This window comes from Streptomyces sp. NPDC024555, assembly GCF_055559335.1.
On the sequence record NZ_JBVHKV010000002.1, the window covers coordinates 173,118 to 195,888 of the forward strand.

The following is a 22,771-nucleotide window of genomic DNA, read 5'->3' on the forward strand; positions in this document are numbered from 1 at the left end:
CTCGGCCCCTGCCCCGCAGCAGCCCTTCGCGCCGCAGCCGCAGGCCCAGGACCCGGCGAGCACCGCGCAGTTCGCGCGCCCGGACTTCTCGGCCCCTGCCCCGCAGCAGCCCTTCGCGCCGCAGCCGCAGGCCCAGGACCCGGCGAGCACCGCGCAGTTCGCGCGCCCGGACTTCTCGGCCCCGCAGCCCGGCCAGGACCAGGGGCAGCCGGGCCCGCGCCGCCGCGACCGCGACACGCAGGACTTCGGTGCGCCGCGTCCGCCGGTCCAGCCGCAGGGCGGCGACTTCCGCCCGCAGCCGCAGCAGCCGGAGGCACTGCCCCCGGCCGGCCCCGGCGACGGCCGTACCCCGCTGTACGACACGCTGGAGACCAACTGGTTCCACGGTCCGCAGCAGGGTGCGCCCCAGCAGCCCGCCGCACCGCAGGCCCCGGCCTTCCCGCAGCAGTCCGGCGGGGAGCGTCCGGCCCCGGCCCAGGTGCCCGAGTCGCGCAACGAGTCCACCGGCGCGACGCCCGCCTGGCGTCCCTCGCCGAACGACGAGATCGTCCGGCAGGCGGAGCGGGTCAAGAAGCCCGCCGCGGGTGGAATTACCACGTCCGGCCTGCCTCGCCGGGTTCCGCGTGCCAATCTGGTGCCGGGCACCGCCCAGCAGCAGAACCACCAGTCCGGTCCCCAGGTGTCGCGTGCGCCCGATGATGTGCGCGGGCGGCTGACCAATCTCCGCCGGGGCATCCAGCAGGGACGTCAGGCCAACAGCAACGGCCAGTCGACCGGCAGTTTCCCTATCGGCCCCACTCACCAGCAGGAGCGTTAGTTGAGCCCGATGAGTCAGGCCGCGCAGAATCTGAACTGGCTGATCACCAACTTCGTGGACAACACCCCCGGGGTGTCCCACACGGTGGTGGTCTCCGCGGACGGCCTGCTGCTGGCGATGTCCGAAGGTTTCCCGCGCGACCGCGCCGACCAGCTGGCGGCCGTCGCCTCCGGTCTGACCTCGCTGACCGCGGGCGCCTCCCGGATCTTCGAGGGCGGCGCCGTCAGCCAGACCGTGGTGGAGATGGAACGCGGGTTCCTCTTCCTCATGTCCATCTCCGACGGCTCCTCGCTGGCCGTCCTGGCCCACCCGGACGCCGACATCGGTCTGGTGGGCTACGAGATGGCGCTCCTGGTGGACCGGGCGGGCACCGTCCTGACCCCGGACCTCCGAGCCGAACTCCAGGGCAGCCTGCTCCACTAGGCGGCCGTGCATCGGTGACACAGACGATTAGCCCAGGTACCGCAATCAACCCTCGCCCGTCAGGCCGCTTAGAGCCCCCCACCGGCCCCTTCAGACGGCAAGCCGACACCCTGCTGTCACGCCCGGAGGATTCATGACCCCGCCACCCGCCTCACCCGATCCGTACGGTGCGTTGAACCACGCACCGTACGAAGGTGAAGGCGATCAGCCGCTGGTCCGCCCGTACGCCATGACCGGCGGACGCACCCGACCGCGCTACCAGCTCGCGATAGAGGCGCTGGTCAGCACCACGGCCGACCCCGCGCATCTGGGGACCCTGCTCCCCGAGCACCAGCGGATCTGCCATCTGTGCCGTGAGGTCAAGTCGGTGGCGGAGGTGTCGGCGCTGCTGTCGATGCCGCTCGGGGTGGCGCGGATCCTGGTCGCGGACCTGGCGGAAGCCGGCATGGTGGCCATCCACCAGCCGGGCAACGGAGAGGCCGGCGGCGCGCCGGATGTGACACTGCTCGAAAGGGTGCTCAGTGGACTTCGCAAGCTCTAGCGGCGGCGCGACCCGTGCCACCACCTCGGCGAAGATCGTGGTGGCGGGTGGATTCGGCGTGGGCAAGACCACGTTCGTCGGTGCCGTTTCGGAGATCAATCCGCTGCGCACCGAAGCCGTGATGACGTCCGCCTCCGCGGGCATCGACGATCTGACACACACCGGAGGCAAGACCACCACGACGGTGGCCATGGACTTCGGCCGCATCACCCTGGACCAGGACCTGATCCTGTACCTCTTCGGTACGCCCGGACAGGACCGTTTCTGGTTCATGTGGGACGACCTCGTCCGCGGCGCCATCGGCGCCGTCGTCCTGGTCGACACCCGCCGCCTCGCCGACTGCTTCCCCGCCGTCGACTACTTCGAGAACAGCGGACTCCCCTTCGTCATCGCCCTCAACGGCTTCGACGGACACCAGCCCTACACCCCCGACGAGGTCCGCGAAGCGCTCCAGATCGGACCCGACACCCCGATCATCACGACGGACGCGCGCCACCGCGCCGACGCCAAGAGCGGCCTGATCACCCTGGTCGAGCACGCCCTCATGGCACGGCTCAAGTAGGCACAAGTCGGTAGTGCGGTACGTCAGTTGCCGTAGTCACACGGGGGCGGACTGTGTCCTTTGACACGATCCGCCCCCGTGTTCATAACGTTTCGACAGAGAATTGCCGCACGGTCGACACACGACGCGTACGACCGGTGCCGCTGCGCTCACATGAGCCCCGCCTTTTGGCGGGGCTCGCTCTTTATGCCCGTTTTATCTGAGGTCTGGGCCACTTCGAATCGCCGATTCCGACTGTTTGGAAGGCGACAGGCTGCCGTGCTGCAATGCGACGAACTTCCGAGTAGTACGGCCCTGAACGAAACACGGCACAGCGTAGGTGCCGACGCCGAGAGGTTGTTGGTCGAGTGAGGCGTAACAACGAGGGCTCCACGGCGCAGGCTGAGCGGGGCAACTTCACCCCGCCGCCCCGTGCCGCGGTGCCGTCCGCCGAGATGTCCGAGGAGATGCCGGCCGGTGGCAGCACCAGCCGGCTGTCCCCCCGCAACTGGCGGGTGCCCACCCGGCTGAACGCGATCCTCCTGATCCCCGTCCTGGTCGGTCTGGTCATGGGCGGTTTCCAGGTGAAGGGGTCCATCGACACCTGGCAGGAGGCCCAGGACGCCGAGAAGACCGCGCTGGTCGTGCGCGCCGCCGCCGAGTACGGCCAGGCGCTGCTCAACGAGCGTGACCTCACGGCCCAGCCGCTCCTCTCCAACAAGCGCGACTCCGAGGTCGTCACGCAGGCGCGTGCCACCACCGACGCGGCGGCGGAGAAGTTCGACACCGCGGTGAAGGGGATGCCGAAGAAGCGGGGCCTGGACCGCCGCCTCAAGCTGTTCAGGCTGGAGGAGCCAAAGCTCCCGCAGCTGCGCAAGGCCGCCTACACGGCCGCCCTCGACCCGGTGAAGACCGAGGAGGGCTACACCCAGGTCCAGCACTCGCTGATGGAGTTCTCCAACGAGCTGGGTCTGGGCACCGGCAACATCACCAGCTACGGCCGCACCGTCTACGCGATCGAGCTGGCCAAGGCTGCAGAATCGCTTCAGCGCTCGATCGGCATGCACCTCCTGGTCCGCCCCAGCCGTGAGGACGGCCTCTTCAACGACCAGGTCAAGGCCTTCGGCTCGTACAACTACCTGGAGCAGATCGCCCTCGGCGAGTTCACGTCCGGCGGTACGGACGCCGACGCCGCGCGGCTGAAGACGGTGATGTCCCAGAAGGCCGCCGAGGGCGCCGCCAAGCTCAAGGACGCCAAGCAGCAGGCCGACGCGGCGGGCGAGCCCTTCGTGGCGCCGCCCACCGTCGACGGTTCGGTCTTCGACGGCATGGCCAAGGAGATCGGGCTCGGCCGCAGCCCCGAGCAGCTGAAGGCGAAGGGGATCACCCCGGAGACCTGGATGTCCGCCGCCACCGCGAAGTTCGACGGCTACACCACGGTCGAGGACGAACTGGTCGACAAGGCTGTGACCGAGGCCGCGGAGATCTCGTCCTCGGCCCGGACCGACGCCATCGTCAACGCCGCCGTCGTGATCGTCGCGCTGCTGGCCGCGTTCGTGCTGGCCGGGCTCATGGCCCGGCAGATGAGCCGCTCGATGCGCCGGCTGCGCACCGCCGCGTTCTCCATCGCCGAGCAGCGGCTGCCCTCCCTCGTCGACCAGCTCTCGCGGACCGACCCGGGCCGGGTGGACACCCGGGTCCAGCCGATCCCGATCACCAGCCAGGACGAGATCGGCGAGGTCGCCCGCGCCTTCGACCAGGTGCACCGCGAGGCCGTCCGGCTCGCCGCCGAGCAGGCCATGCTGCGGGGCAACGTCAACGCGATCTTCACCAACCTCTCGCGCCGCAACCAGTCGCTCATCGAGGGCCAGCTGACCCTGATCACCGATCTGGAGAACAACGAGGCCGACCCCGACCAGCTGGAGAGCCTGTTCCGGCTGGACCACCTGGCGACCCGTATGCGGCGCAACGGCGAGAACCTCCTCGTCCTCGCCGGCGAGGAGCCCGGCCGCCGCTGGAACCAGCCCGTGCCGCTGGTGGACGTGCTCCGGGCCGCCTCCTCCGAGGTGGAGTCGTACGAGCGCATCGAGCTCTCCGGCGTCCCGGAGACCGAGATCCACGGCCAGTCCGTCACCGACCTCGTGCATCTGCTGGCCGAGCTGCTGGAGAACGCCACCACGTTCTCCTCGCCGCAGACCAAGGTGCGGGTCACCGCGACCCGGCTGCCCGACAGCCGCGTGATGATCGAGATCCACGACAAGGGCATCGGCCTCACCGCCGAGGACTTCGCCGACATCAACCACAAGCTGGCCAACCCGCCGACGGTGGACGCGGCCGTCTCCCAGCGCATGGGCCTGTTCGTGGTCGGCCGGCTGGCCGACCGGCACGGCATCCGGGTCCAGCTGCGCCCCTCGGGCGAGCAGGCCGGCACCACCTCGCTGGTCATGCTGCCGGACGCCATCACCCACGGTGGCGGCGGCGACGGCTCCCCCGCGCAGGACGACTTCACGGTCTCCTCGATCATTCCGCAGCAGCAGTCCTTCGACTCCGCGCCGGCCCCGAGCCAGCTGCGGACCGCCGCCGAACTGGGCTTCGACGACTCGCGCTACGAGCAGCCGTCGGCCGACGCCGCCCAGCTCGACCCGGTGGGCCGCTCGCTGATGCGCGAGGAGCGCCGGGCCGCGCTGGAGGCGCAGACCGGGGCCGAGCGCCCCGCCTTCCCCGAGCTGCAGGCCCCGCAGCAGCAGGCCCCGCAGCAGCCTTACGCCGAGGCGGGATACGGCCAGGAGGCGGCCTACGCCGGGCCGTACGCCCAGGAGCCGCAGCAGGCCGTCCAGCCCGACCAGTCCTACGGTCAGCAGCAGCCCGGCTACGAGGGCGCCTACGATCCGTACCAGGGCGCCACCGGCTATGCGCAGGAGCCCGGCTACCCCGCCCAGGGCGGCTATCCGGAGGCTGCGTACGCGACTCCCGAGGCTCCCGTCCAGGGCTATGACGAGCAGTACGCCCCCCAGCCCCAGCAGGAAGAGTGGGCAGATCAGGGTGCGTATCAGGGCACTTACGAACCGGTCGCCCAGGCCGAACCGGAATCTCAGCCGAGCGCTCCCGATCCCTCGCTCGAACGCGTAGGCTTCGAGCGTTCGGGACCCGTTCCGAACGCGGGCCACGAGCTGACCGACGCCGGTCTGCCGCGCCGCGGCGGCCAGCAGCACTGGCAACCGACCGGCCGCGGGAACCGGCGCCCCGACGCCGACGGGCAGCAGTCGCAGCAGCAGGCCGAACTGCCGCAGCGGCCCACGCCCGAGCGGACGGACGGGGACGGTTCCGACGACTGGCGCTCGGCGAACGACGAGCGCTGGGAGCGGGCCGAGAAGCTCCGCGACCCGAAGGCGGGCGGGGTCACTCCGTCCGGTCTTCCCCGGCGGGTGCCCAAGGCCAACCTGGTCGAGGGCACGGCCGAGCAGACCGAGCAGGGCGGCCCCCAGGTCTCCCGCGCCCCGGAGGACGTGCGTGGCAGGTTGAGCAACCTGCGGCGCGGCGTGCTGCGGGGACGCAACGCGGGTTCGGACACCAGTAATACCTACAACCAGGAGCGTTAGTGTGAGCCCGATGAGCCAGGCGGCGCAGAATCTCAACTGGTTGATCACCAACTTCGTGGACAACACCCCCGGGGTGTCGCACACGGTGGTGGTCTCCGCCGACGGACTCCTGCTGGCGATGTCCGAGGGATTCCCGCGCGACCGTGCGGACCAGTTGGCGGCTGTCGCCTCCGGTCTGACCTCGCTGACCGCGGGTGCCTCGCGGATCTTCGAAGGCGGCGCCGTGAATCAGACAGTTGTGGAGATGGAGCGGGGATTCCTCTTCATCATGTCCGTTTCCGATGGATCCTCTTTGGCCGTTCTCGCACACCCGGACGCCGACATCGGCCTGATTGGGTACGAAATGGCCCTTCTGGTGGACCGGGCCGGCAGTGTCCTGACCCCGGACCTCCGTGCCGAGCTCCAGGGCAGTCTTCTTAACTAATGGACACAGACCGTGCGTTTCGCGTCACCGCGCCATAGGGTGCGGTGGCGCGGACCCACTGGGATCGGGACCGGCAGGCGGAGGAGGAATCGTGGGTACACCCCCAGGCGGGCACCAGTTCAACGGTGGTCAGCAGGTACCGGGTGAGCACGGGGACCAGGGCTTCGGCTACCCCTCCGTACCCGGCAGACAGGGCGCTCCGCAGCCCTACGACCCGTACGCGCGGCCGCAGCAGCCGCAGGCTCCGCAGCAGCAGGGCCCGGACTGGCCGTCGCAGCCCCACCGGGCGCAGCGTCCGCACCGTCTGGAGGCCCCGCAGCCGCCCCGTATCCAGCCGGTGCAGCCGCGGCGGGCCCCCGAGCCCACCGCTCCCACGGCTCCGGCCGCGCACAATCCGCTGGTTCGTCCGTACGCCATGACCGGCGGCCGGACCCGACCGCGCTACCAACTCGCCATTGAGGCGTTGGTCAGTACGACGGCCGATCCGTCCCGGCTGCAAGGGCAGTTGCCCGAGCACCAGCGGATCTGCCGGCTGTGCTTCGAGATCAAGTCGGTGGCCGAGATCTCGGCCCTGCTCTCGATCCCCCTCGGCGTAGCCCGGATCCTCGTGGCCGACCTGGCCGAGGCCGGACTCGTCGCCATCCATCAGCCCGGCGGAGACGAGTCCGCCGGCGGCCAGCCAGATGTGACACTGCTCGAAAGGGTGCTCAGTGGACTTCGCAAGCTCTAGCGGCGGAGCGGCCCGCTCCACTACCTCGGCGAAGATCGTGGTGGCAGGGGGCTTCGGCGTGGGTAAGACCACGTTTGTCGGTGCCGTTTCGGAGATCAATCCGCTGCGCACCGAAGCCGTGATGACGTCCGCCTCCGCGGGCATCGACGACCTGACGCACACCGGGGACAAGACCACCACGACGGTGGCCATGGACTTCGGCCGCATCACCCTGGACCAGGACCTGATCCTGTACCTCTTCGGTACGCCCGGACAGGACCGCTTCTGGTTCATGTGGGACGACCTCGTCCGCGGCGCCATCGGCGCCGTCGTCCTGGTCGACACCCGCCGCCTCGCCGACTGCTTCCCCGCCGTCGACTACTTCGAGAACAGCGGACTCCCCTTCGTCATCGCCCTCAACGGCTTCGACGGACACCAGCCCTACACCCCCGACGAGGTCCGCGAAGCCCTCCAGATCGGACCCGACACCCCGATCCTGACCACGGACGCGCGCCACCGCGCCGACGCCAAGAGCGCGCTGATCACCCTGGTCGAGCACGCCCTCATGGCACGGCTCCGTTAGGACCTCCGGGCCGTACGCACGGAAAGGGCCCCGCACTCCTCGTGGAGTGCGGGGCCCTTTCCATGTGCGCGGGCGCCGGGCGGGTCAGCCCTGCCAGCTGTGCGGGGCGCGGAAGCCGGGGGTGCGCTCCAGCCGGCGCCAGCCGGCGGTGTCGCGGTGGCGGACGGGGGCGTCGGCGGGCTGGGCGGCGGCGCGGGCGAGCAGGACCGCGGTGACGGCGGCCAGCTCCTCGGGGTCGGCCTGACCCCGCTCGACGCGCAGCACGGACTCGGCGGTGGCAGTACTCATGAAAGGGGTCTCCGTCTCTCGGCAGGTGTTCGCGGGGGCCGGGCAGGGTCGCTGCGGGGCCGCGGACTACTGCGGGGGGTTGCCGTGCTTGCGGGACGGCAGGTCGGCGTGCTTGGTGCGGAGCATCGCCAGCGAGGCGATCAGGACCTCGCGGGTCTCGGCGGGGTCGATGACGTCGTCGACGAGGCCGCGTTCGGCCGCGTAGTACGGGTGCATGAGTTCGGATTTGTACTCCTTGACCATGCGGGTCCGCATGGCCTCGGGGTCCTCGGCGTCGGCGATCTGGCGGCGGAAGATGACGTTGGCGGCGCCCTCCGCGCCCATGACCGCGATCTCGTTGGTCGGCCAGGCGTAGGTGAGGTCCGCACCGATGGACTGGCTGTCCATGACGATGTAGGCGCCGCCGTACGCCTTGCGCAGGATCAGGGAGATCCTCGGCACGGTCGCGTTGCAGTACGCGTAGAGCAGCTTCGCCCCGTGCCGGATGATTCCACCGTGCTCCTGGTCGACGCCGGGGAGGAAGCCGGGCACGTCCAGAAGAGTGATGATCGGGATGTTGAAGGCGTCGCACATCTGCACGAAGCGGGCGGCCTTCTCGGAGGCCTCGATGTCCAGCACACCGGCCAGGGACTGCGGCTGGTTGGCGACGATGCCGACGACCTGGCCGTCGAGCCGGGCCAGCGCGCACACGATGTTGCGCGCCCAGCGCTCGTGGACCTCCAGGTAGTCCCCGTCGTCGACGAGCTCCTCGATCACCTTGTGCATGTCGTACGGACGGTTGCCGTCGGCGGGCACGAGGTCCAGCAGGGTGTCGCCGCGCCGGTCGGCCGGGTCGTCGCTGGGGACGACCGGCGGGTTCTCGCGGTTGTTGGAGGGCAGCATGCCGATCAGGTAGCGGACCTCGGCGATGCAGGTCTCCTCGTCGTCGTACGCGAAGTGCGCGACGCCGGAGGTCTCGGCGTGGACGTCGGCGCCGCCGAGCCCGTTCTGCGTGATCTCCTCGCCCGTGACCGCCTTGACGACGTCCGGGCCGGTGATGAACATCTGCGAGGTCTCACGGACCATGAACACGAAGTCGGTCAGCGCCGGGCTGTAGGCGGCGCCGCCGGCGCACGGGCCGAGCATCACACTGATCTGCGGGATGACACCGGACGCCCTGGTGTTGCGCTGGAAGATCCCGCCGTACCCGGCGAGCGCGGAGACACCCTCCTGGATCCGGGCCCCGGCACCGTCGTTCAGGGAGACCAGCGGGGCACCGGCCGAGATGGCCATGTCCATGATCTTGTGGATCTTCGTCGCGTGGGCCTCGCCGAGCGCCCCGCCGAAGATCCGGAAGTCGTGCGCGTAGACGAACACCGTCCGCCCCTCGACCGTGCCCCAGCCGGTGATCACACCGTCCGTGTACGGCTTCTTCGCCTCCAGGCCGAAACCCGTCGCCCGGTGGCGGCGCAACTGCTCGACCTCGTGGAACGAACCCTCGTCCAGCAGCAGCGCGATCCGCTCGCGCGCCGTGAGCTTGCCCTTGGCGTGCTGGGCCTCGGTCGCGCGGTCACTGGGTCCGCGGCGGGCCTGCTCACGCAGTGCCAGCAGTTCGGCCACACGGCCTCGGGTGTCGCTCGGCTCGCCCTGGGTTTCGTCCACAACGGTCATGTACTGACCCTACGAACCCGACCAAGAAAACGCCGCCGTCGACTCTGCACAGTCTCCTGACCGGTTTCCTGGTGGAGCCTGACAGAACCCTTGAGCCATGCAGGCGAAGTACCAGCCCGTACCCGTTCTCGTTTGTGGGGGTTCCACAAGCATTCACTGTGGTCTGCCGCACACCCCGGTCAGCCGGGGAGCGTCCCGGGGCTGGGCGTCCTGGACCTGCTGGACGTCCCGGAGCCAGGTGCGGACCGGTTCCCCGGGGTGGGCCATGGTCAGCAGGACCGCCTCGTAGAACGCGTCCCGGACGACCGCCGGCATCACGTCCGAGGCGTCCAGGCAGAGGGGCACCCGCTGGTCCGTGAAGCGTCCGCTCACCTCGCGGTCGACCGGGCCCGTCTTGGGCGCGACGGCCGCGTTGGCCGAGAAGACCCCTCCGGTGCGCCCCCAGGCCTCCTGGCCGTCCTTGGAGGCGAGCCGCCTCAGCATCTCCCGGGCCTCGGGGCTCCGGCCGAAGAGCGCGGCGAAGTCGGCCGCCACCTCGTGGCCCTTCACCGTATACGGTCCGCCGGGGAGCAGGGCGGCGGAGTCCACGAAGGCCGCCCGGTCCTGGAGGTCGCCGTAGAAGGCACGGGCGAAGGAGCCCTGGTGCTCCAGGCCGCAGCCGCCGCCCGCGAAGAGCAGTCCGTGGCCGCCGTCCGGGCCGCGGTGGTCGGCGCGCAGCATGCCGTGCACGGTCGTGAGATCCGGATCGGGGTCCTGGGCGAGCAGGCCGGCCCAGGCGGTCCAGGCGTCCACCACCGGGTCCTCGGTCCACTTCATGTCCCCGGTCGCCCAGCGCGCGTACAGGACCGGGCCCGCGCGCTGGAGGATCAGGTCCTCGATCCAGTCGCTGCCCGGCCAGCCGGACGCCCCGTCGTCGACCATGCCCATGCACCACGAGGTGAGCGGGGCGGGGCCGGACGGCGGGGCGGACTCCTCGCGGTACCAGACGACGGACTTCAGGTCGGCCTTGAGCGGCACCCAGAGGTCGCCCGGCACGCCCGTGGCCCGGGGCCGCCACGGATTGCCGTACTCGGCGGGGTCGTACAGCCCCTTCAGCGGCTGGAGCCGCTGGTCCACCGCGTACTCGACGAGGTCGCCGATGCCCGGCAGGATCGCGATGTCCGGCGGATCACCGGCCTGGACCTCGGCGAGCAGCACCTCGCGGGTGGCCGCGGTGCCCTGGTAGGCGTACGGGATGCCGAATCCGTCGAGGACCTCCTTGAAGCGGCGTTCCTGGTCCCCGGCCCACGGGCCGAGGATGGTCACCTTCACCTCCGCGTCGCTGCCGCCCGGGGCTCCGAGCCCGCAGCCGGCGGTGGCGGTGAACAGGGTGAGGACCAGCAGGAGCAGGCGCAGGCGCCGGGTCATCCGGCCCTCCAGTAGTCGGCGGCGAGCCGGCGGCAGATGCCGGCGACGGGCAGCAGCACGATGAGCGCGGAACCGCCGAGCGCCCCGTAGTACGTCACGGACTGCCGGTCGCGGGCGGCCAGCCGGACGCGCAGGGTGCGGGAGTGGTCGGTGACGTACCTCTGGTCGCGGGCCAGGGCCTTGACGTCCCGGGCCAGTTCCTTCGCGTCGCGCGTGAGGGGGTCGGTCGCGCGGGCCCGGTCCTTGGCCTGGCCGGCGCGCTGTTCGATGGCGGTCAGCCCGTGGCGGGCCTCGTCCAGCCGCTGCTGGGTCTGCGCGGTGACCCACAGGGGGACGACGGCGAGCGCGACGGCGACCAGCAGCGCCGCCAGCAGGAAGGGGTCGAGGCTGCGCCCGCAGCGGGTGCGCAGCAGCCACAGGGCGCTGAGGCAGATCAGGGCCAGGGCCAGCAGGGCCAGTTCGGCGACGGCCCAGCCGGCGCGCTGGAGGGGGCCGAGCGAGCTGGTCAGGGCGACGTGCCGCATCTGGTGCTTCTGGAGGACGTCCAGGCGGGGCACGACGCCGGTGTCGGGCCGGGTGAGGATCGTCTGCGCCTCGGAGAACTTCAGCGCCTGCATCGCGTCGTCGTGGACGTACTTGACGGCCGCGGGGGTGATGGAGCTGTTGTACGAGGTGAGCAGGCCGTTGTTGACCGTCTCCAGGACGCCCCGGCCGCGTTCCCCGTCGAGCTGGATGTCGGAGAGCCGGGAGAGTCCCTGGTCGGCGGCGGCCAGCTGGCTCTCGTAGCGTGCCCCGGCGCCGACCACCTCGTCGATGCCCTGTGCGTGGGAACTCCTCGCCTCGGTCTGGGCGCGGAGCAGGGCGAGCTGGGTGGCGGCGACGCCCTGGACGGCGGGGGCGCCGCGGGTGCGCATCTCGCCCGCGGCGTCCTGCACCTCGCGGTAGGAGACGTACAGGGCGGTCAGGGCGACGAGTCCGGTGACGAGGGCGAGGAGCAGATGCCGTTCGAGCAGCCGGCGGGTGCGCGAGAGGCCCTGGCGGCGGGTCGGCAGGCGCATCACAGCCTCCTTCCGCAGGCGATGCAGTAGCGGGCGCGGGGGCCGCCGGGGCGGCGGCAGTCCGGGCAGGGGCGGGGCGCGCCGCCGGCCGGACCGGACAGGTCCAGCCGGTGGCCCGTGGCGAGGTCCAGCCGGCCGCGGCGCACGGTCCCCCGGTCGACGGCCGGGGCGACCCGGACCACGCCGTGTGCGCCGTCCACGATCTCGGCGACCTTGCGGACGCCCTCCAGCACCCAGTCGGCGCCCATCTCGGTGGCGAGCCGGACGGCGGTCCCGAAGTGCTGTTCGGCCTCGCTGCGGCTGAGCCGGTCGAGGGCGGCGTATCCGCGGTCGAGGGCGGTGCGCATCCGGGTGGCGGCGTTCATCGCCTGGAGCGTCTCGCCCCCGCCGCCGGCCCCGACGGCGACGCCGGGCGGCAGCCAGCGGACCACCAGCGGGGCCGTGGTGTCCGCGATCCGCACGCTGACCAGTTGCAGGAGTTCGCCGAGCGGATCGGTGCTCGCGTCGGCGTGGACGGTCAGCAGGTAGTCGCGTACGCCGGGTTCCCAGCGGTGGGTGGGGAAGAGGGTGCGGCGGGGCTCCCCGGGCGGGTGCACGGGGGTGAGCGCCTGGGCGTGCGGGGCGGTCTCGGCCAGTTCCACCGCGCGGACCGCCGGGCGGGCGGTGACGACGAGGGGGAGTTCGGGGCTGCGGACCCTGCGCAGCCGCCGGACCGCCTCGGCGACGGCCGGGGCGAACCGGTCGGGGGTGTGCGCGGCGTCGCCGTGCAGCGTCTCCACGACGGCGAGCAGGGGCGCGGGGTCCCAGTCGCCGCCGACGGCGAGCACATCGGCGGTGAACGCGCCCGCGCAGCGGTCCAGTTCGGCGCGGAGGGCGTCGTGGCCGGCCGGGTCGTCGCCGCCTCCGTCGGTGATCAGCAGCAGATGGCGCAGGGGCAGCGGGCGTTCGGCGAACAGGGTGCGGGCGGCGGCCAGCCAGCTCCGGTAGCCGGGCGGCGGCCGGTCCCCGGAGGCCGGGGCGACGCTTCCCGCGCTGAAGGCGGCGCGCCGCTTCTCCCGCGTACCGGCCAGCGCCCAGCGGTCGCCCAGCGGATAGCAGCGGGCCGGCTCCCCGTGCGCGTCGGCGCCGCCGAGGACGGCGAACGAGACACCGTCGGGCAGTCCGCGCAGCGCGGCGGCGAGGGCGGCGGCGGCCGGTTCGCGGCGGGCCGCGGAGACGTCCAGGGCGAGGACGAGCGCCACGTCGAGCGCGGGCATCTCGTCGCGGGGGCCGGTGCCGGTGGCCTCGACCCGCAGATGGGCCTCGATCCGGGCGGCGTGGTGCGGCTGCTGGTCGCGCCGCACGTCGAGGAAGACGCCGAAGTCCAGCCCGGTCGGCGGGGCGGTCGCGTCCATGGGGCTGCCTCCAGCGGTGACGGGACGGGGGTGCCGGGCGGGGTGGTCCGCGGCGGCGTGGACCGGGTCAGAGGCCGGTCTGGGGACGGACGGCGTGGGAGAGGTCGATGAACCGCTCGTACTCGGCCCGGCGTTGCCGCTGCCGGGCCAGCCGGCGGTAGCACTGCTCCAGTTCGGCGCGGACCGCCCGTTCGCCGGGCACCGGCGGGGGCGGCAGTCCGGCGCGGAGCGGTCCGGGCCGTGTCCGGGGAGTCCCGGGCGGACCGGTGGCGAGGAGGGCGTCGAGCTTCCATTCGTACAGCTCGGTCCGCAGCAGCCAGGCCGGTTCCTCGCCGGTGATCACCGGGGCGGGGGCGCGCGGGGAGAGCGCGGCGAGGCAGGCGTCGATCTCGGCCGTCCCGGGCAGCGGCCGGTCCCCGGCGGGGAGCCGGGCGGCGCGGACCCGCAGGGCGGCGACGCGGGCGACGGTGTGGTCCCGCGACTCGTCCGGGACCCGGTCGAGGACGGCGACGGCCGCCGCCCGGTCGCCGCGTGCCAGGGCGGCCCTGGCGAGGCCCAGGGCGGCGCCGACGTGCGAGGGGTTGCGGGCGTGCACGGCCCGGAAGAGTTCGTACGCGGACGGGCCGGGTGCGTCGGGGCGGTGGCCGGCGAGCTGTTCGGCGCTGTAGGCGAGGGCGAGTTTGGCGGCGTACTCGCCGGGCAGCGCGCGGTGCACGGCGGAGAAGTGCTCGCGGGCCGCTTCGAGCATCGCGGTCCGGTCGTCCAGGACGTCGGCGCTGCGCAGGGCGACGAGTCCCCAGTGCCAGCTGAGCCGCCACTGGCGCACCGGGCCGGGGCCGGGGATGGCGGCAGCGGCCTGGACCTGTTCCCGGGCGGCGGTCAGGGCGTCGGCGCCGTCCTGGCCGAGGAGCAGCCGGGCGTTGTGCAGGCAGACCTCGACCGACTGTTCGCCGTGCTCGGGCTGGGTGAGCGGCTGGCCGGGGTCGTAGCTGCTGACGCCGAAGCGGGCGGCCTGCGGGTCGTGCGGGTAGGGCCGGGGCACGGGCAGCCGGCGGGCGATCTCGGTCGGGGTGGGGAGCCCGGGGTCGAGGGCCGGGGCCCGGGGCGTGGTGCGCCGGCCGGGGAGCGGGCGGTCCAGCCAGTGCGGGTAGCCGGGGACCGAGCCCAGCCGGGCGCCGAGCAGTTCGGCGGAGGGCGTGAAGTGGGCGGAGGGCTCGGGCTGGTCGCGTTTGCCGCGCAGGGCGCGGATCTCGCGCAGGACGCCGCGCAGTTGGCCGGCCATCTCCTCGGCGGAGCCGAAGCGGCGCTCCGGGTCGCGGGCGGTGGCCCGTTCGACGACGAGCCGGAAGGAGCTGGTGCCGAGGCCGGGGACGTCGTCGCCGACGGCCCAGCCCGCGAGTTCGGCGAGGGTGACGCCGACGGTGTGCAGGTCGTGGGCGACGGTGAGGGGGGCGCCGGCCTCGGTCTCGGGGGCGGCGAACAGCGGGGTGATGACGGGCGGCGGGTCGGTGGCCCCGGCCCTGCGGACGCCGCCGAGGTCGATGACCTTGATGCCGTCGCGGTGGTGGATGACGTTGGACGGTTTCATGTCGCCGTAGAGGAAGCCCATGCCGTGCAGATGGGCGAGGGCCTCCAGGATCTGGCAGCCGTAGGTGAGGACGTGCTCGATGTCGAGGACGAAGGCGCCGGTGCGGGTGGCCTCGACGACGGCGGAGAGGGTGCGGTCGCCGACGTCCTCCATCACGATGTAGCCGCCGGAGACGGTGCCGTCCGGGTTGGGGCTGGAGACGAAGTCGCGGATCTGGACGATGCGTTCGTGCCGGATGGCGACGAGGTTGCGGCGTTCCTCACCGGCCTGGGCGGCGCCGCGTTCGGCGTAGCGGTTGAGGAGGCCCTTGACGGCGACCAGGTCCTCCAGGTGGGTGTCCTCGGCGAGGTAGACCCAGCCCTGGCCGCCGTGGGCGATGGGGCCCCGGATGCGGTACTGGTCCTGGAGCGGGGGGTCGTCCTTGGAGAGTTCGGGCCGGTAGGAGTAGGGGGCGCCGCACTGCGGGCAGTAGCCCTCGTCCGGGGGCGGGGCGGCGGTGTACGGCGGGACGAAGGCGGTGCGGCAGGCCTCGGCCGAGCAGGTCATCACGATGCGTACGGGCCGGTCGGCGGCGGCCAGCCGGGCGGCGACGGTGCCCGGGTCCATCGGCGGGAGTTCGAGCAGTCCGGCGGGGCCCTGGAGCGCGGGGGCGGCGGCGAGCGGGGGCGGTCCGGGGGCGGTCTCGCCCCGGCCGCAGGTGTCGCAGTGGCCGGTGGGTTCGACGGCGCCCTCGCAGGGGGCGCCGGTGAAGCGGCGGTGCGGGCAGGGGATCCTCATCGGCGCCCCGGGGTGCGGCCGGTGCCGGGCCCCGCGGGTCCGGAGGTCCCCGCGGGTCCGGGCGGGTCGAGGTCGTCGCGTAACTCCCGTAACAGCCGCTTCAGGGCGTCCAGCCGGTCGTGCGGGCCGGGCAGCAGGCGCAGTTCGCGCAGCCGGTGGCGGCGGGCGGCGGCGGTGACGGCCGGGCGCGGGGGCAGGGAGGCGGTGTCGACCATGGAGTGCAGCCGGGTCCACTCCCGTTCGGCGCGTTCGGCGCGGCGCAGCAGTTCCTCGGCGCGCTCCTCCAGGGCGGGGACCAGCAGGTGGTCGGCCACCTCGTCGAGTCCGGCGCCGGCCGGGTCGCGGAAGACGATCAGCAGCCGGAAGCCGAGGGTGCGCACCCGGGCCAGCAGGGGCACCAGGGCGGTGGGGTCGGGGGCCCGGTCCAGGCCGACGACGGCGAGGACGGGTCCGGTGGCGGGCCGGCCGCCGTCGGTGCGGTCGGGGGCGGGGCCGCCCTCCAGGAGCCAGTCGCGGTAGGCGTTGCGCTGGTGGCGGGGCGGGCGCAGTTGTGCCACCAGCGTCTCGACGAGTTCTTCCGGCCGGGTCCGGCCGCCGTGGAAGACGAGGTGGGCGCGGTGCAGCTGGTGCTGGAGGGCGCGGTCGCGGCCGGTGCCCGGGGGGACGACGCCGAAGCGGACGGCGGGCTGTCCCGTACCGGCGAACCACTGCCGCAGCCGCTCCTCCAGGCCCGCGTCCCAGCCGTCCGGGCCGCTCAGCTCGGCGACCAGCGGGACCAGCGCGGCGATGCGGTCGACGGGGACCATGTACGAGAACGCCAGGTCGTTGTCGGTCGGCAGGTCCAGCTCCAGATCACCGCGCCAGCTGACGACGAGGCCGACGACCTGCTCGGTGCCGGGGCGCGGCCCCCGGGTCTGGACGGCGGCGCCGCTGAAACCGGGCCGGACCACTTCGGCGTTGGACCCGGCGTCGAGCTGCACCAGATCGCCGTGGAGGCCGCTGATCCGGCCGGCGAGCCACATGCCGTCGTCGAAGGCCTGGGAGTAGCCGCCGATCCAGACCTCGCCGCCGCGTTCCAGGGCGCGGACGAGGCGGGCGGGGGACGCCTGCGGGCGGGGGCTGTCCAGGGCCAGGACGGCGATGTCCTCGCGGTCGGGCCCCTCGCGTCCGAGCAGCCAGCCGTCGGGGGCGACCCGGGCGCCGACCGGGGGCACGGCCGGGTTCTCGGCGAACTCGACCCACATCCGGGCGTCCGGCTCGCCGACGACATGGGCGCAGGTGAGCATCCGGTCCTGGGTGAGGAGCACCCCGGCCCCGCACACCGGCCCGCCCGGTCCGCCGTGGCGCAGTCGCAGCCGCCAGTCCGCTCTCAACTCCCCCATAGCTACCGAGAGTACGCGCGCACGGGCCGTGGTTCCCAGACTCCGTACGCGGGACCCCCGGGGGCGTCGCCCCCCGGGGGTCCCGTGCTCAGCCTCCGCAGTGGAAGCGGGCGTCGCCCCAGTCGGCGTGGTCGTTGCCGTTGCCGTCCCCGGCGTCGTCGACGACCAGGTCGACGTACTTCGCCCCGGTCACGTCGGCGGTGAGCGGCCAGGCCCCGTCCGCGGCCCGCAGGACCGGGGACGTCACCTTCCCGGTGCCGTCCGCCGTGACGGAGAACCGCACGCTGCCCGCGGACTTCTGTACGTCGTCCACCCCGACCTCGGCGGTGAACGAGGTGCACCGGCCGCCCAGGTAGTAGCGGATGCTCGCCGGGGCGTGGCTGCCCAGGCCCTTGGTGTAGACGGTGCCGCCGACGGTCAGCGGGGTGCCGTCGCCGGTGCCGGTCTCGCCGTTGGACAGGTCGCGTTCGACCGGTCCCCAGCCGTTGGTGGACGCCGTCCAGTCCAGGTCACTGGCCCAGCTGTCGGTGGTGGGCGGCGGCGGAAGGGTGCGTACGGAGGTCTGGGCGCCGAGCGTGCGGGACTCGCCGCCGGTGGTGTACGCGGCCTCGGCGCCCAGCGCGTAGGTGCGGTAGGGGGCGTCGACGGGCGGGGTGACCCGCCAGCTCGCGGTGGCCTTCGCGCCGGCCGCGACGGAGTCGAAGGTGACGGCGCCCGCGGGTTCGGCGGTCCAGCCCTCGGGGAGGGCGAGGGTGACCGAGACTCCGGTGGCGGCGGTGGCCTCGTGGTTGGTGAAGCTCGCCTTCACGGGGTTGGCGGTGCCGGGCTCCAGGGTCTCGGCGCCCGGGTCGAGGGTGAGGGTGCCGCAGGCGGCGCGTTCACCGGCGGGGGCCTCGCCCAGGTCGGTGACGGTGAAGTCGTCCAGGACGAAGTCGGCGCCCTCGGGGGCGTCGCCGCGCTTGCGCAGCCCGGTCCAGGTGTCGCCGCAGCCCGCGGTGACGGTCTCGGTGAAGCGGCCGGTGGTGTGCCGGGCGCCGAGGGCGGTGGTCCGGGTCTCGACCGAGGACGGGGTGCCGTCGGCGGTGATCCGGTCGTAGCCGTCGACCCATTCGTACGCCCCGTCGTGGCTGGACTGGTAGGAGTACTCCACCCTGTAGCGGTGGCCGTCGGTCATCGGGACGGTCCAGGGGGCGGTGCGGTAGACGAGCCCGGTGTTCTCCTCGTGGGCCTTCAGCGACTCCTTGCCGCCGAGGACGTCGTCGACGAGCTTCCCGTTCCAGCCGGCCTGGGTGTACGGGGCGTGCAGCTGGGAGATGCTGGTGCGGGGGTCGGTGGAGCCGCCCGCGTCGCCCTTGAGGAAGGGGCCCCAGCCCTGGTCGACGTGTTCGAAGTCCTCGTGGACGACGGTGCCGGCCGGGGCGGCGGCGGGTGCGCCCGCGACGATGCGGACGTCGTCGGCGCGGACGGTGGCGCCGCTGCCGGCGGCGGCCTCGATCCGCAGGGTGGTGCGCCCGTTCGCCGGGGCGGTGAAGGTGACCCTGGCGCGCTGGAAGTAGGTGCCGTGCCAGTCGGACGCGGCGACGTAGTCCTTCGCGGTGGAGCGGTCCACGGCGACGGTCTTCCCGCCGGCCGACAGGGTGGTGTGCCGGGTCTTCCCGGGCTGGACCTCGATGAGCGCGGAGGCGGTGTAGCGGGCGCCGGGCCTCAGTCCGTCGATCCGCTGCGATACGGCGGCGGTCGCGGTGCCGGACAGCTTCGCGCTGTTGCGGCCCTGTCCGTCGGTGTCGCGGGCGGCGGTGCCGGTCTTCGTCCAGGCGCGCAGGCCCGCGTCGTTGAAACCGGGGTCGGCGACGGGGGTGCCCTCGCCCCAGGCGGGGTCCGCGGCCGCGGGGGCCTTGTCCGGGTAGAGGACGTAGGGCTGTCCGGCCTCGGCGGTCAGGGTGATCCGGCCGCCGACGGGCCGTACGGTGCCGGTCTTCACGCGGCCGTTGTCGGTGAGCCGGTAGACGGTGTAGCGGCCCGTGGAGGGCACCTGCCAGGTGGTGGTGCCGCCCTTCCGGCTGTAGTGGTAGAGCTTCTTGCCGCCGTCCCACGGGAGCAGGTAGTCGGTTCCGCTGAGGACCTTGCGGCCGTGGTCGTAGAAGGTGCGCTTCCCGTCCTCGACGGTGCCGGTGACCCCTCCGGTGAAGGTGAGGTCGTTGCCGTTCCAGCGGGTGATCCTCTGCTGCTGGAGGTACTTGGCGGGCAGGTTGCGCTGCCAGATGTTGGCGTAGAAGGCGTTCCAGTCGGTCTCGCCGGTCCAGCCCTCGAACTCCTCGATGGCGCTCTGGCCGAGGACGGGGTCGTTGTTCCAGACGTCCTTCTCGCCGTTGCGGATGAACCGGATGATCTTCGAGTTGAGGCCCTTGTTGGTGGCGCCGCCGTAGTCGAGGTCGTTGGCCCAGTGGGACCAGAGCGAGCCGCGCTCGAACTTGTCGGCCCATTCGCTGGAGACGTTCCAGCCCTGCTTCTGGAGGGACTGGAGGGTCTTGTCGGCGATCCAGCCGTGTGTGTAGTAGACGTCGATGTACAGCATGCCGAGGTTGCGGTCGGTCTCGTCGCGGAGCTGCTGGAAGCGCTTGGCCAGGTCGCCGCTGTTGAGGTCGCGGCGCTGGTCGATGTAGTAGCTCTGGTTGAGCCAGTTCCAGCCCGGCTTCGACGTGTCGACCAGCGTCTCGTCGAACGCCTTGGCCTCGGGGTAGGCCTCGGTGGCGTTGACGTGGACGCCGAAGCCGGCGCCCCACTTCTTTCCGGCCTTCAGGAGCTTGTTGAGGTCCTTCAGCCCGCCGGCGCGCTTGTTGTAGTCGCCGCCGTAGTCGGGGTGGGCGGAGTCGTGGCCCTCGGAGGCGTAGCCCTTGAGCAGGGCGAGCTGGCCCAGTCCGTCGGTGGCCAGGGAGATCCGCTTGACGTCGTCGAGGGTGCGCAGGAAGGGGTGGGTGGCCTGGCTGGCGAAGTTGAACGGGATGTGGGTGACGACCCGGTCCGCGGTGTGCTCGCTGCCCGGGGCGACCACGCCGATGGTGCGGAAGGCGACGGCGCCGTCCTGCCAGTCGACGGTCCCGTCCCCGTTGGCGTCGGGGGTGACGACGACCTTGGCCCAGGGCAGGTCGTCGCCGCTCTCGGGCTTCGGCGCGCCCTCGCCCCGATAGGTCCACTGGCCGGACCGGACGCCGACGCGGGTGGTGCCGTCGTCGTCCTTGCGGGCCTGGTGCCAGAAGCGGGCGTCGTCGCCGCCGGTGGCGCCGGAGGGCTTGTCGTACGAGGAGTTGGACTCGACGGCCGCGGCCAGGGAGCCGGTGTTGACGATCGCGTAGGTGGCGCCGAGCGGGGCGGCGTCGGCCGGGGTGGCGTCGGTGACCTTCGCGAAGACGTCGGCGGTCCGGGTGGAGTCCGGGTCGAGCTTCGTGAAGGCGGTGGCGGCCCCGGGGTCGGTGCCGGCGACGGAGACGAGGTCGTGGCCGGGGATGTCGAGGGTGGACAGGCGGAAGGCCGCGGTGTCGCGGACGGCGGTCACCTTGAACGTGGTGGCGCGTCCGGAGACGGTCAGCGAGGCGTCGATCTCCACACCGGGCAGGTCCGCGAAGACCAGGGTGTAGCGGGCGGCCGAGCCGGTGACCACGGGGGCGCCCTTGAGGTGGACGGGGTGCGCGGTGCCGTTGAGGGTGACGGCGGTGACCGGGCGGGTGCTGCCGGTCAGGACGGCCCCGGTGGCCCGGTCGGTGTACGCGAGGACGCGGGGGAAGTCGTCGGCGACGGCGACGGAGAGCTGCGCCGATCCGATGACCGGGGCGTCGGCCGGTACGGCGGCACGGGCCGCGGCGGGTGTGGGGGCGGCGGCTGTGGCGGGCAGGGCGGTTCCCACCAGAGCCAGGACGGCGGCTGAGGCGGCGGCTGCGACGCCCGCCGAAGTGAATCGTGGCGACATGGGCTCTGCGTAGTCGCCCTGTCCGCGCACCGTCAACGACGGACAGCCCCGAGGGCCGCTCCAGTCCAACAACCGCGCCGCGTAAGTCCAAGTGGCCCGTCGGCACCCGTCGGCGTCCCTGTGTTCGGCTCCTGATCACGACGGGCCGGACACGGCGCCGTCGCCCCGCCAAGTACCGTTCCGGATCATCGAGTTGTGAAGACTCCTGGTTTTTGAGAGCGCTCTCAGTCTTAAGTCTTGACGGTCGTGACGGCTCTCGCGAAAGTGGTGCGCACCGCGGACGCCTCCCCGGACGACAGGGCCGTCCGCATCCCCCACACCCCGGAGTCGCTCTCATGATTTCGCGCAGAATGTTCCTGTCCGGCGGCCTCGCCGCCTCCGCCACCGCGCTGACGTACCCCGTATGGGGCAGCGCCCTGAGTCCGAGCGCCTCGGCCTCGGCCGCGACCTGCGAACTGGCCCTGGTGAACCGCTCGTTGCCGGGACGCGTCAACGCGTACGTCACCGGCCACGAACAGGGCACCGACCGCTGGGTGCTGCTCCGCGCGGACGGCGGGGTCTACCACCCGGACTCCCCCGCGGCGCCGCAGACCCCACTGCCGGTCGACTGCGCGATCCCGCTGAACGCGGCGGGCGGGGCGCCGGTCGTCCTGACGCTCCCCCAGATGTACGGCGCCCGGGTGTACTTCGTGCGCGACGACACCCTGGACTTCTTCCTCAACCCGGGCCCCGCCCTGGTCGAGCCGGCCTTCGCCACCGCCGCGGACCCCAACTACGGGCGGACCTGGTCGTTCTGCGAGTTCACGTTCAACCCGCAGCAGCTGTACGCGAACATCAGCTACGTGGACCTGGTGACGGCGCTGCCGATCGGGCTGACCCTGGAGGGCGACAGCACGCACACGGTGGCCCCGCTGCCGGACGGAGCGGTGGACCGGATCGCGGACCAGCTCATCGCCCAGGCGGCGGCCGACGGCCAGCCGTGGGACCAGCTGGTGACCCGTGGCGCGGACGGCCGCGTCCTGCGGGTCATCTCGCCGCAGAACCTGATGGCGCCCTACTTCGACCGTCCGGACCAGATGCCGTTCCGCGATCTGTTCACGGCGCAGATCGACCAGGTCTGGGAGAAGTACCGCTCGACGGACCTGCGCATCGACCTCCAGGGCGGGCGCGGCGTCCGCACGGGCCGGGTGAGCGGCGACCTCCTGACGTTCGACGGCGGCCACACCTTCACCAAGCCCGTCTCCAAGGACGTCTTCACCTGCAACCACGGGCCGTTCACCAACAACCCGGCGGACAACGACGACAAGAAGGCGCTGCTGGCCCGGCTGGCGGCCGGCTTCAACCGCTCGATCATGCTCAGCCACCCGGACCAGCCGAACGGCACCTCGGTGGCCGACTACTACCAGGGCGCGGTGACCAACCACTGGTCGAGGATCGTCCACGCCAACAGCCCGATCGGCTACGCGTTCCCCTACGACGACGTCCGCCCCGACGGCCAGCCGGACGTCTCGGGCGCCGCGAACGACGGCAACCCGAGGCGCTTCACGGTGGCCGTGGGGGCTTGAGCCCCGCTTGACCTCAACCGCACTCGACGTTCCAGGCTGGGCGCACGACGACGGAGGAGGA

16 protein-coding genes and 1 pseudogene are annotated in these 22,771 nt (G+C 72.6%); 9 read left to right on the forward strand and 8 right to left on the reverse strand.

The annotated features are described in order from the left end of the window. From ACZ4FH_RS03440 to ACZ4FH_RS03475, 8 genes and pseudogenes are all read left to right on the forward strand, one after another. A pseudogene (locus ACZ4FH_RS03440) lies at positions 1-817 on the forward strand (histidine kinase); the annotation flags it as partial. Positions 818-826: 9 nt separating this feature from the next. Further along, on the forward strand, positions 827-1,240 hold the full coding sequence (locus ACZ4FH_RS03445; protein ID WP_006127850.1) for a roadblock/LC7 domain-containing protein: 414 nt from the start codon (positions 827-829) through the stop codon (positions 1,238-1,240). A gap of 133 nt (positions 1,241-1,373) precedes the next feature. Continuing rightward, entirely contained in the window at positions 1,374-1,781 is a 408-nt protein-coding gene (locus ACZ4FH_RS03450) for a DUF742 domain-containing protein (RefSeq protein WP_383644369.1), read from the forward strand. Continuing rightward, complete coding sequence (locus ACZ4FH_RS03455; RefSeq protein ID WP_376688983.1) at positions 1,762-2,343, forward strand: GTP-binding protein; 582 nt, start codon at positions 1,762-1,764, stop codon at positions 2,341-2,343. The genes ACZ4FH_RS03450 and ACZ4FH_RS03455 overlap by 20 nt, the downstream gene beginning before the upstream one ends. Before the next feature lie 347 nt (positions 2,344-2,690). Next, complete coding sequence (locus ACZ4FH_RS03460) at positions 2,691-5,921, forward strand: sensor histidine kinase (protein WP_467301916.1); 3,231 nt, start codon at positions 2,691-2,693, stop codon at positions 5,919-5,921. Between the two features lie 10 nt (positions 5,922-5,931). Next, the gene (locus ACZ4FH_RS03465) at positions 5,932-6,345 is read left to right on the forward strand and encodes a roadblock/LC7 domain-containing protein (protein WP_018102439.1); all 414 of its coding nucleotides are present in this window, start codon (positions 5,932-5,934) and stop codon (positions 6,343-6,345) included. 91 nt (positions 6,346-6,436) lie between these two features. Continuing rightward, entirely contained in the window at positions 6,437-7,075 is a 639-nt protein-coding gene (locus tag ACZ4FH_RS03470; RefSeq protein ID WP_467301917.1) for a DUF742 domain-containing protein, read from the forward strand. After that, on the forward strand, positions 7,056-7,637 hold the full coding sequence (locus ACZ4FH_RS03475; protein WP_014048542.1) for a GTP-binding protein: 582 nt from the start codon (positions 7,056-7,058) through the stop codon (positions 7,635-7,637). The genes ACZ4FH_RS03470 and ACZ4FH_RS03475 overlap by 20 nt, the downstream gene beginning before the upstream one ends. Before the next feature lie 84 nt (positions 7,638-7,721). Here the strand turns inward: ACZ4FH_RS03475 and ACZ4FH_RS03480 are convergent, their stop codons facing one another. The 8 genes from ACZ4FH_RS03480 to ACZ4FH_RS03515 all read right to left on the reverse strand — a co-directional run bounded on the left by ACZ4FH_RS03480 (position 7,722) and on the right by ACZ4FH_RS03515 (position 21,145). Beyond that, the gene (locus ACZ4FH_RS03480) at positions 7,722-7,925 is read right to left on the reverse strand and encodes an acyl-CoA carboxylase subunit epsilon (protein ID WP_467301919.1); all 204 of its coding nucleotides are present in this window, start codon (positions 7,923-7,925) and stop codon (positions 7,722-7,724) included. 66 nt (positions 7,926-7,991) lie between these two features. After that, a complete protein-coding gene (locus ACZ4FH_RS03485) occupies positions 7,992-9,575 on the reverse strand; it encodes an acyl-CoA carboxylase subunit beta (protein ID WP_467301920.1) in 1,584 nt (527 codons plus the stop codon). Between the two features lie 153 nt (positions 9,576-9,728). Continuing rightward, positions 9,729-10,982 carry a carbohydrate ABC transporter substrate-binding protein gene (locus ACZ4FH_RS03490; protein ID WP_467301922.1) on the reverse strand — a complete coding sequence of 418 codons (1,254 nt, stop codon included), beginning with the start codon at positions 10,980-10,982 and terminating at the stop codon, positions 9,729-9,731. Next, positions 10,979-12,040 (reverse strand): hypothetical protein, encoded by a 1,062-nt coding sequence (locus ACZ4FH_RS03495; protein WP_467301923.1) that lies wholly within the window; start codon positions 12,038-12,040, stop codon positions 10,979-10,981. The genes ACZ4FH_RS03490 and ACZ4FH_RS03495 overlap by 4 nt, the downstream gene beginning before the upstream one ends. After that, complete coding sequence (locus tag ACZ4FH_RS03500) at positions 12,040-13,434, reverse strand: hypothetical protein (RefSeq protein ID WP_467301924.1); 1,395 nt, start codon at positions 13,432-13,434, stop codon at positions 12,040-12,042. The genes ACZ4FH_RS03495 and ACZ4FH_RS03500 overlap by 1 nt, the downstream gene beginning before the upstream one ends. A gap of 67 nt (positions 13,435-13,501) precedes the next feature. Continuing rightward, entirely contained in the window at positions 13,502-15,799 is a 2,298-nt protein-coding gene (locus ACZ4FH_RS03505; protein ID WP_467301925.1) for a serine/threonine protein kinase, read from the reverse strand. Further along, on the reverse strand, positions 15,796-17,181 hold the full coding sequence (locus tag ACZ4FH_RS03510) for a S1 family peptidase (protein WP_467301926.1): 1,386 nt from the start codon (positions 17,179-17,181) through the stop codon (positions 15,796-15,798). The genes ACZ4FH_RS03505 and ACZ4FH_RS03510 overlap by 4 nt, the downstream gene beginning before the upstream one ends. 88 nt (positions 17,182-17,269) lie before the next feature. Then, the gene (locus tag ACZ4FH_RS03515) at positions 17,270-21,145 is read right to left on the reverse strand and encodes an endo-alpha-N-acetylgalactosaminidase family protein (RefSeq protein ID WP_467301927.1); all 3,876 of its coding nucleotides are present in this window, start codon (positions 21,143-21,145) and stop codon (positions 17,270-17,272) included. A gap of 335 nt (positions 21,146-21,480) precedes the next feature. Between ACZ4FH_RS03515 and ACZ4FH_RS03520 the strand changes: the two genes are divergently transcribed. Then, positions 21,481-22,710, forward strand: a complete 1,230-nt coding sequence (locus ACZ4FH_RS03520) for a glycoside hydrolase family 64 protein (RefSeq protein WP_467301928.1) — start codon at positions 21,481-21,483, stop codon at positions 22,708-22,710. Positions 22,711-22,771: the final 61 nt, after the last annotated feature.

Excerpts from the sequence above, each read along its gene's own strand:
- ACZ4FH_RS03500 (WP_467301924.1), bottom strand. The coding sequence starts at position 13,434 with ATGGACGCGACCGCCCCGCCGACCGGGCTGGACTTCGGCGTCTTCCTC.
- ACZ4FH_RS03480 (WP_467301919.1), bottom strand. The coding sequence starts at position 7,925 with ATGAGTACTGCCACCGCCGAGTCCGTGCTGCGCGTCGAGCGGGGTCAG.
- ACZ4FH_RS03445 (WP_006127850.1), top strand. The coding sequence starts at position 827 with ATGAGTCAGGCCGCGCAGAATCTGAACTGGCTGATCACCAACTTCGTG.
- ACZ4FH_RS03485 (WP_467301920.1), bottom strand. The coding sequence starts at position 9,575 with ATGACCGTTGTGGACGAAACCCAGGGCGAGCCGAGCGACACCCGAGGC.
- ACZ4FH_RS03465 (WP_018102439.1), top strand. The coding sequence starts at position 5,932 with ATGAGCCAGGCGGCGCAGAATCTCAACTGGTTGATCACCAACTTCGTG.
- ACZ4FH_RS03515 (WP_467301927.1), bottom strand. The coding sequence starts at position 21,145 with ATGTCGCCACGATTCACTTCGGCGGGCGTCGCAGCCGCCGCCTCAGCC.
- ACZ4FH_RS03450 (WP_383644369.1), top strand. The coding sequence starts at position 1,374 with ATGACCCCGCCACCCGCCTCACCCGATCCGTACGGTGCGTTGAACCAC.
- ACZ4FH_RS03510 (WP_467301926.1), bottom strand. The coding sequence starts at position 17,181 with ATGGGGGAGTTGAGAGCGGACTGGCGGCTGCGACTGCGCCACGGCGGA.
- ACZ4FH_RS03520 (WP_467301928.1), top strand. The coding sequence starts at position 21,481 with ATGATTTCGCGCAGAATGTTCCTGTCCGGCGGCCTCGCCGCCTCCGCC.
- ACZ4FH_RS03505 (WP_467301925.1), bottom strand. The coding sequence starts at position 15,799 with ATGAGGATCCCCTGCCCGCACCGCCGCTTCACCGGCGCCCCCTGCGAG.
- ACZ4FH_RS03490 (WP_467301922.1), bottom strand. The coding sequence starts at position 10,982 with ATGACCCGGCGCCTGCGCCTGCTCCTGCTGGTCCTCACCCTGTTCACC.
- ACZ4FH_RS03495 (WP_467301923.1), bottom strand. The coding sequence starts at position 12,040 with ATGCGCCTGCCGACCCGCCGCCAGGGCCTCTCGCGCACCCGCCGGCTG.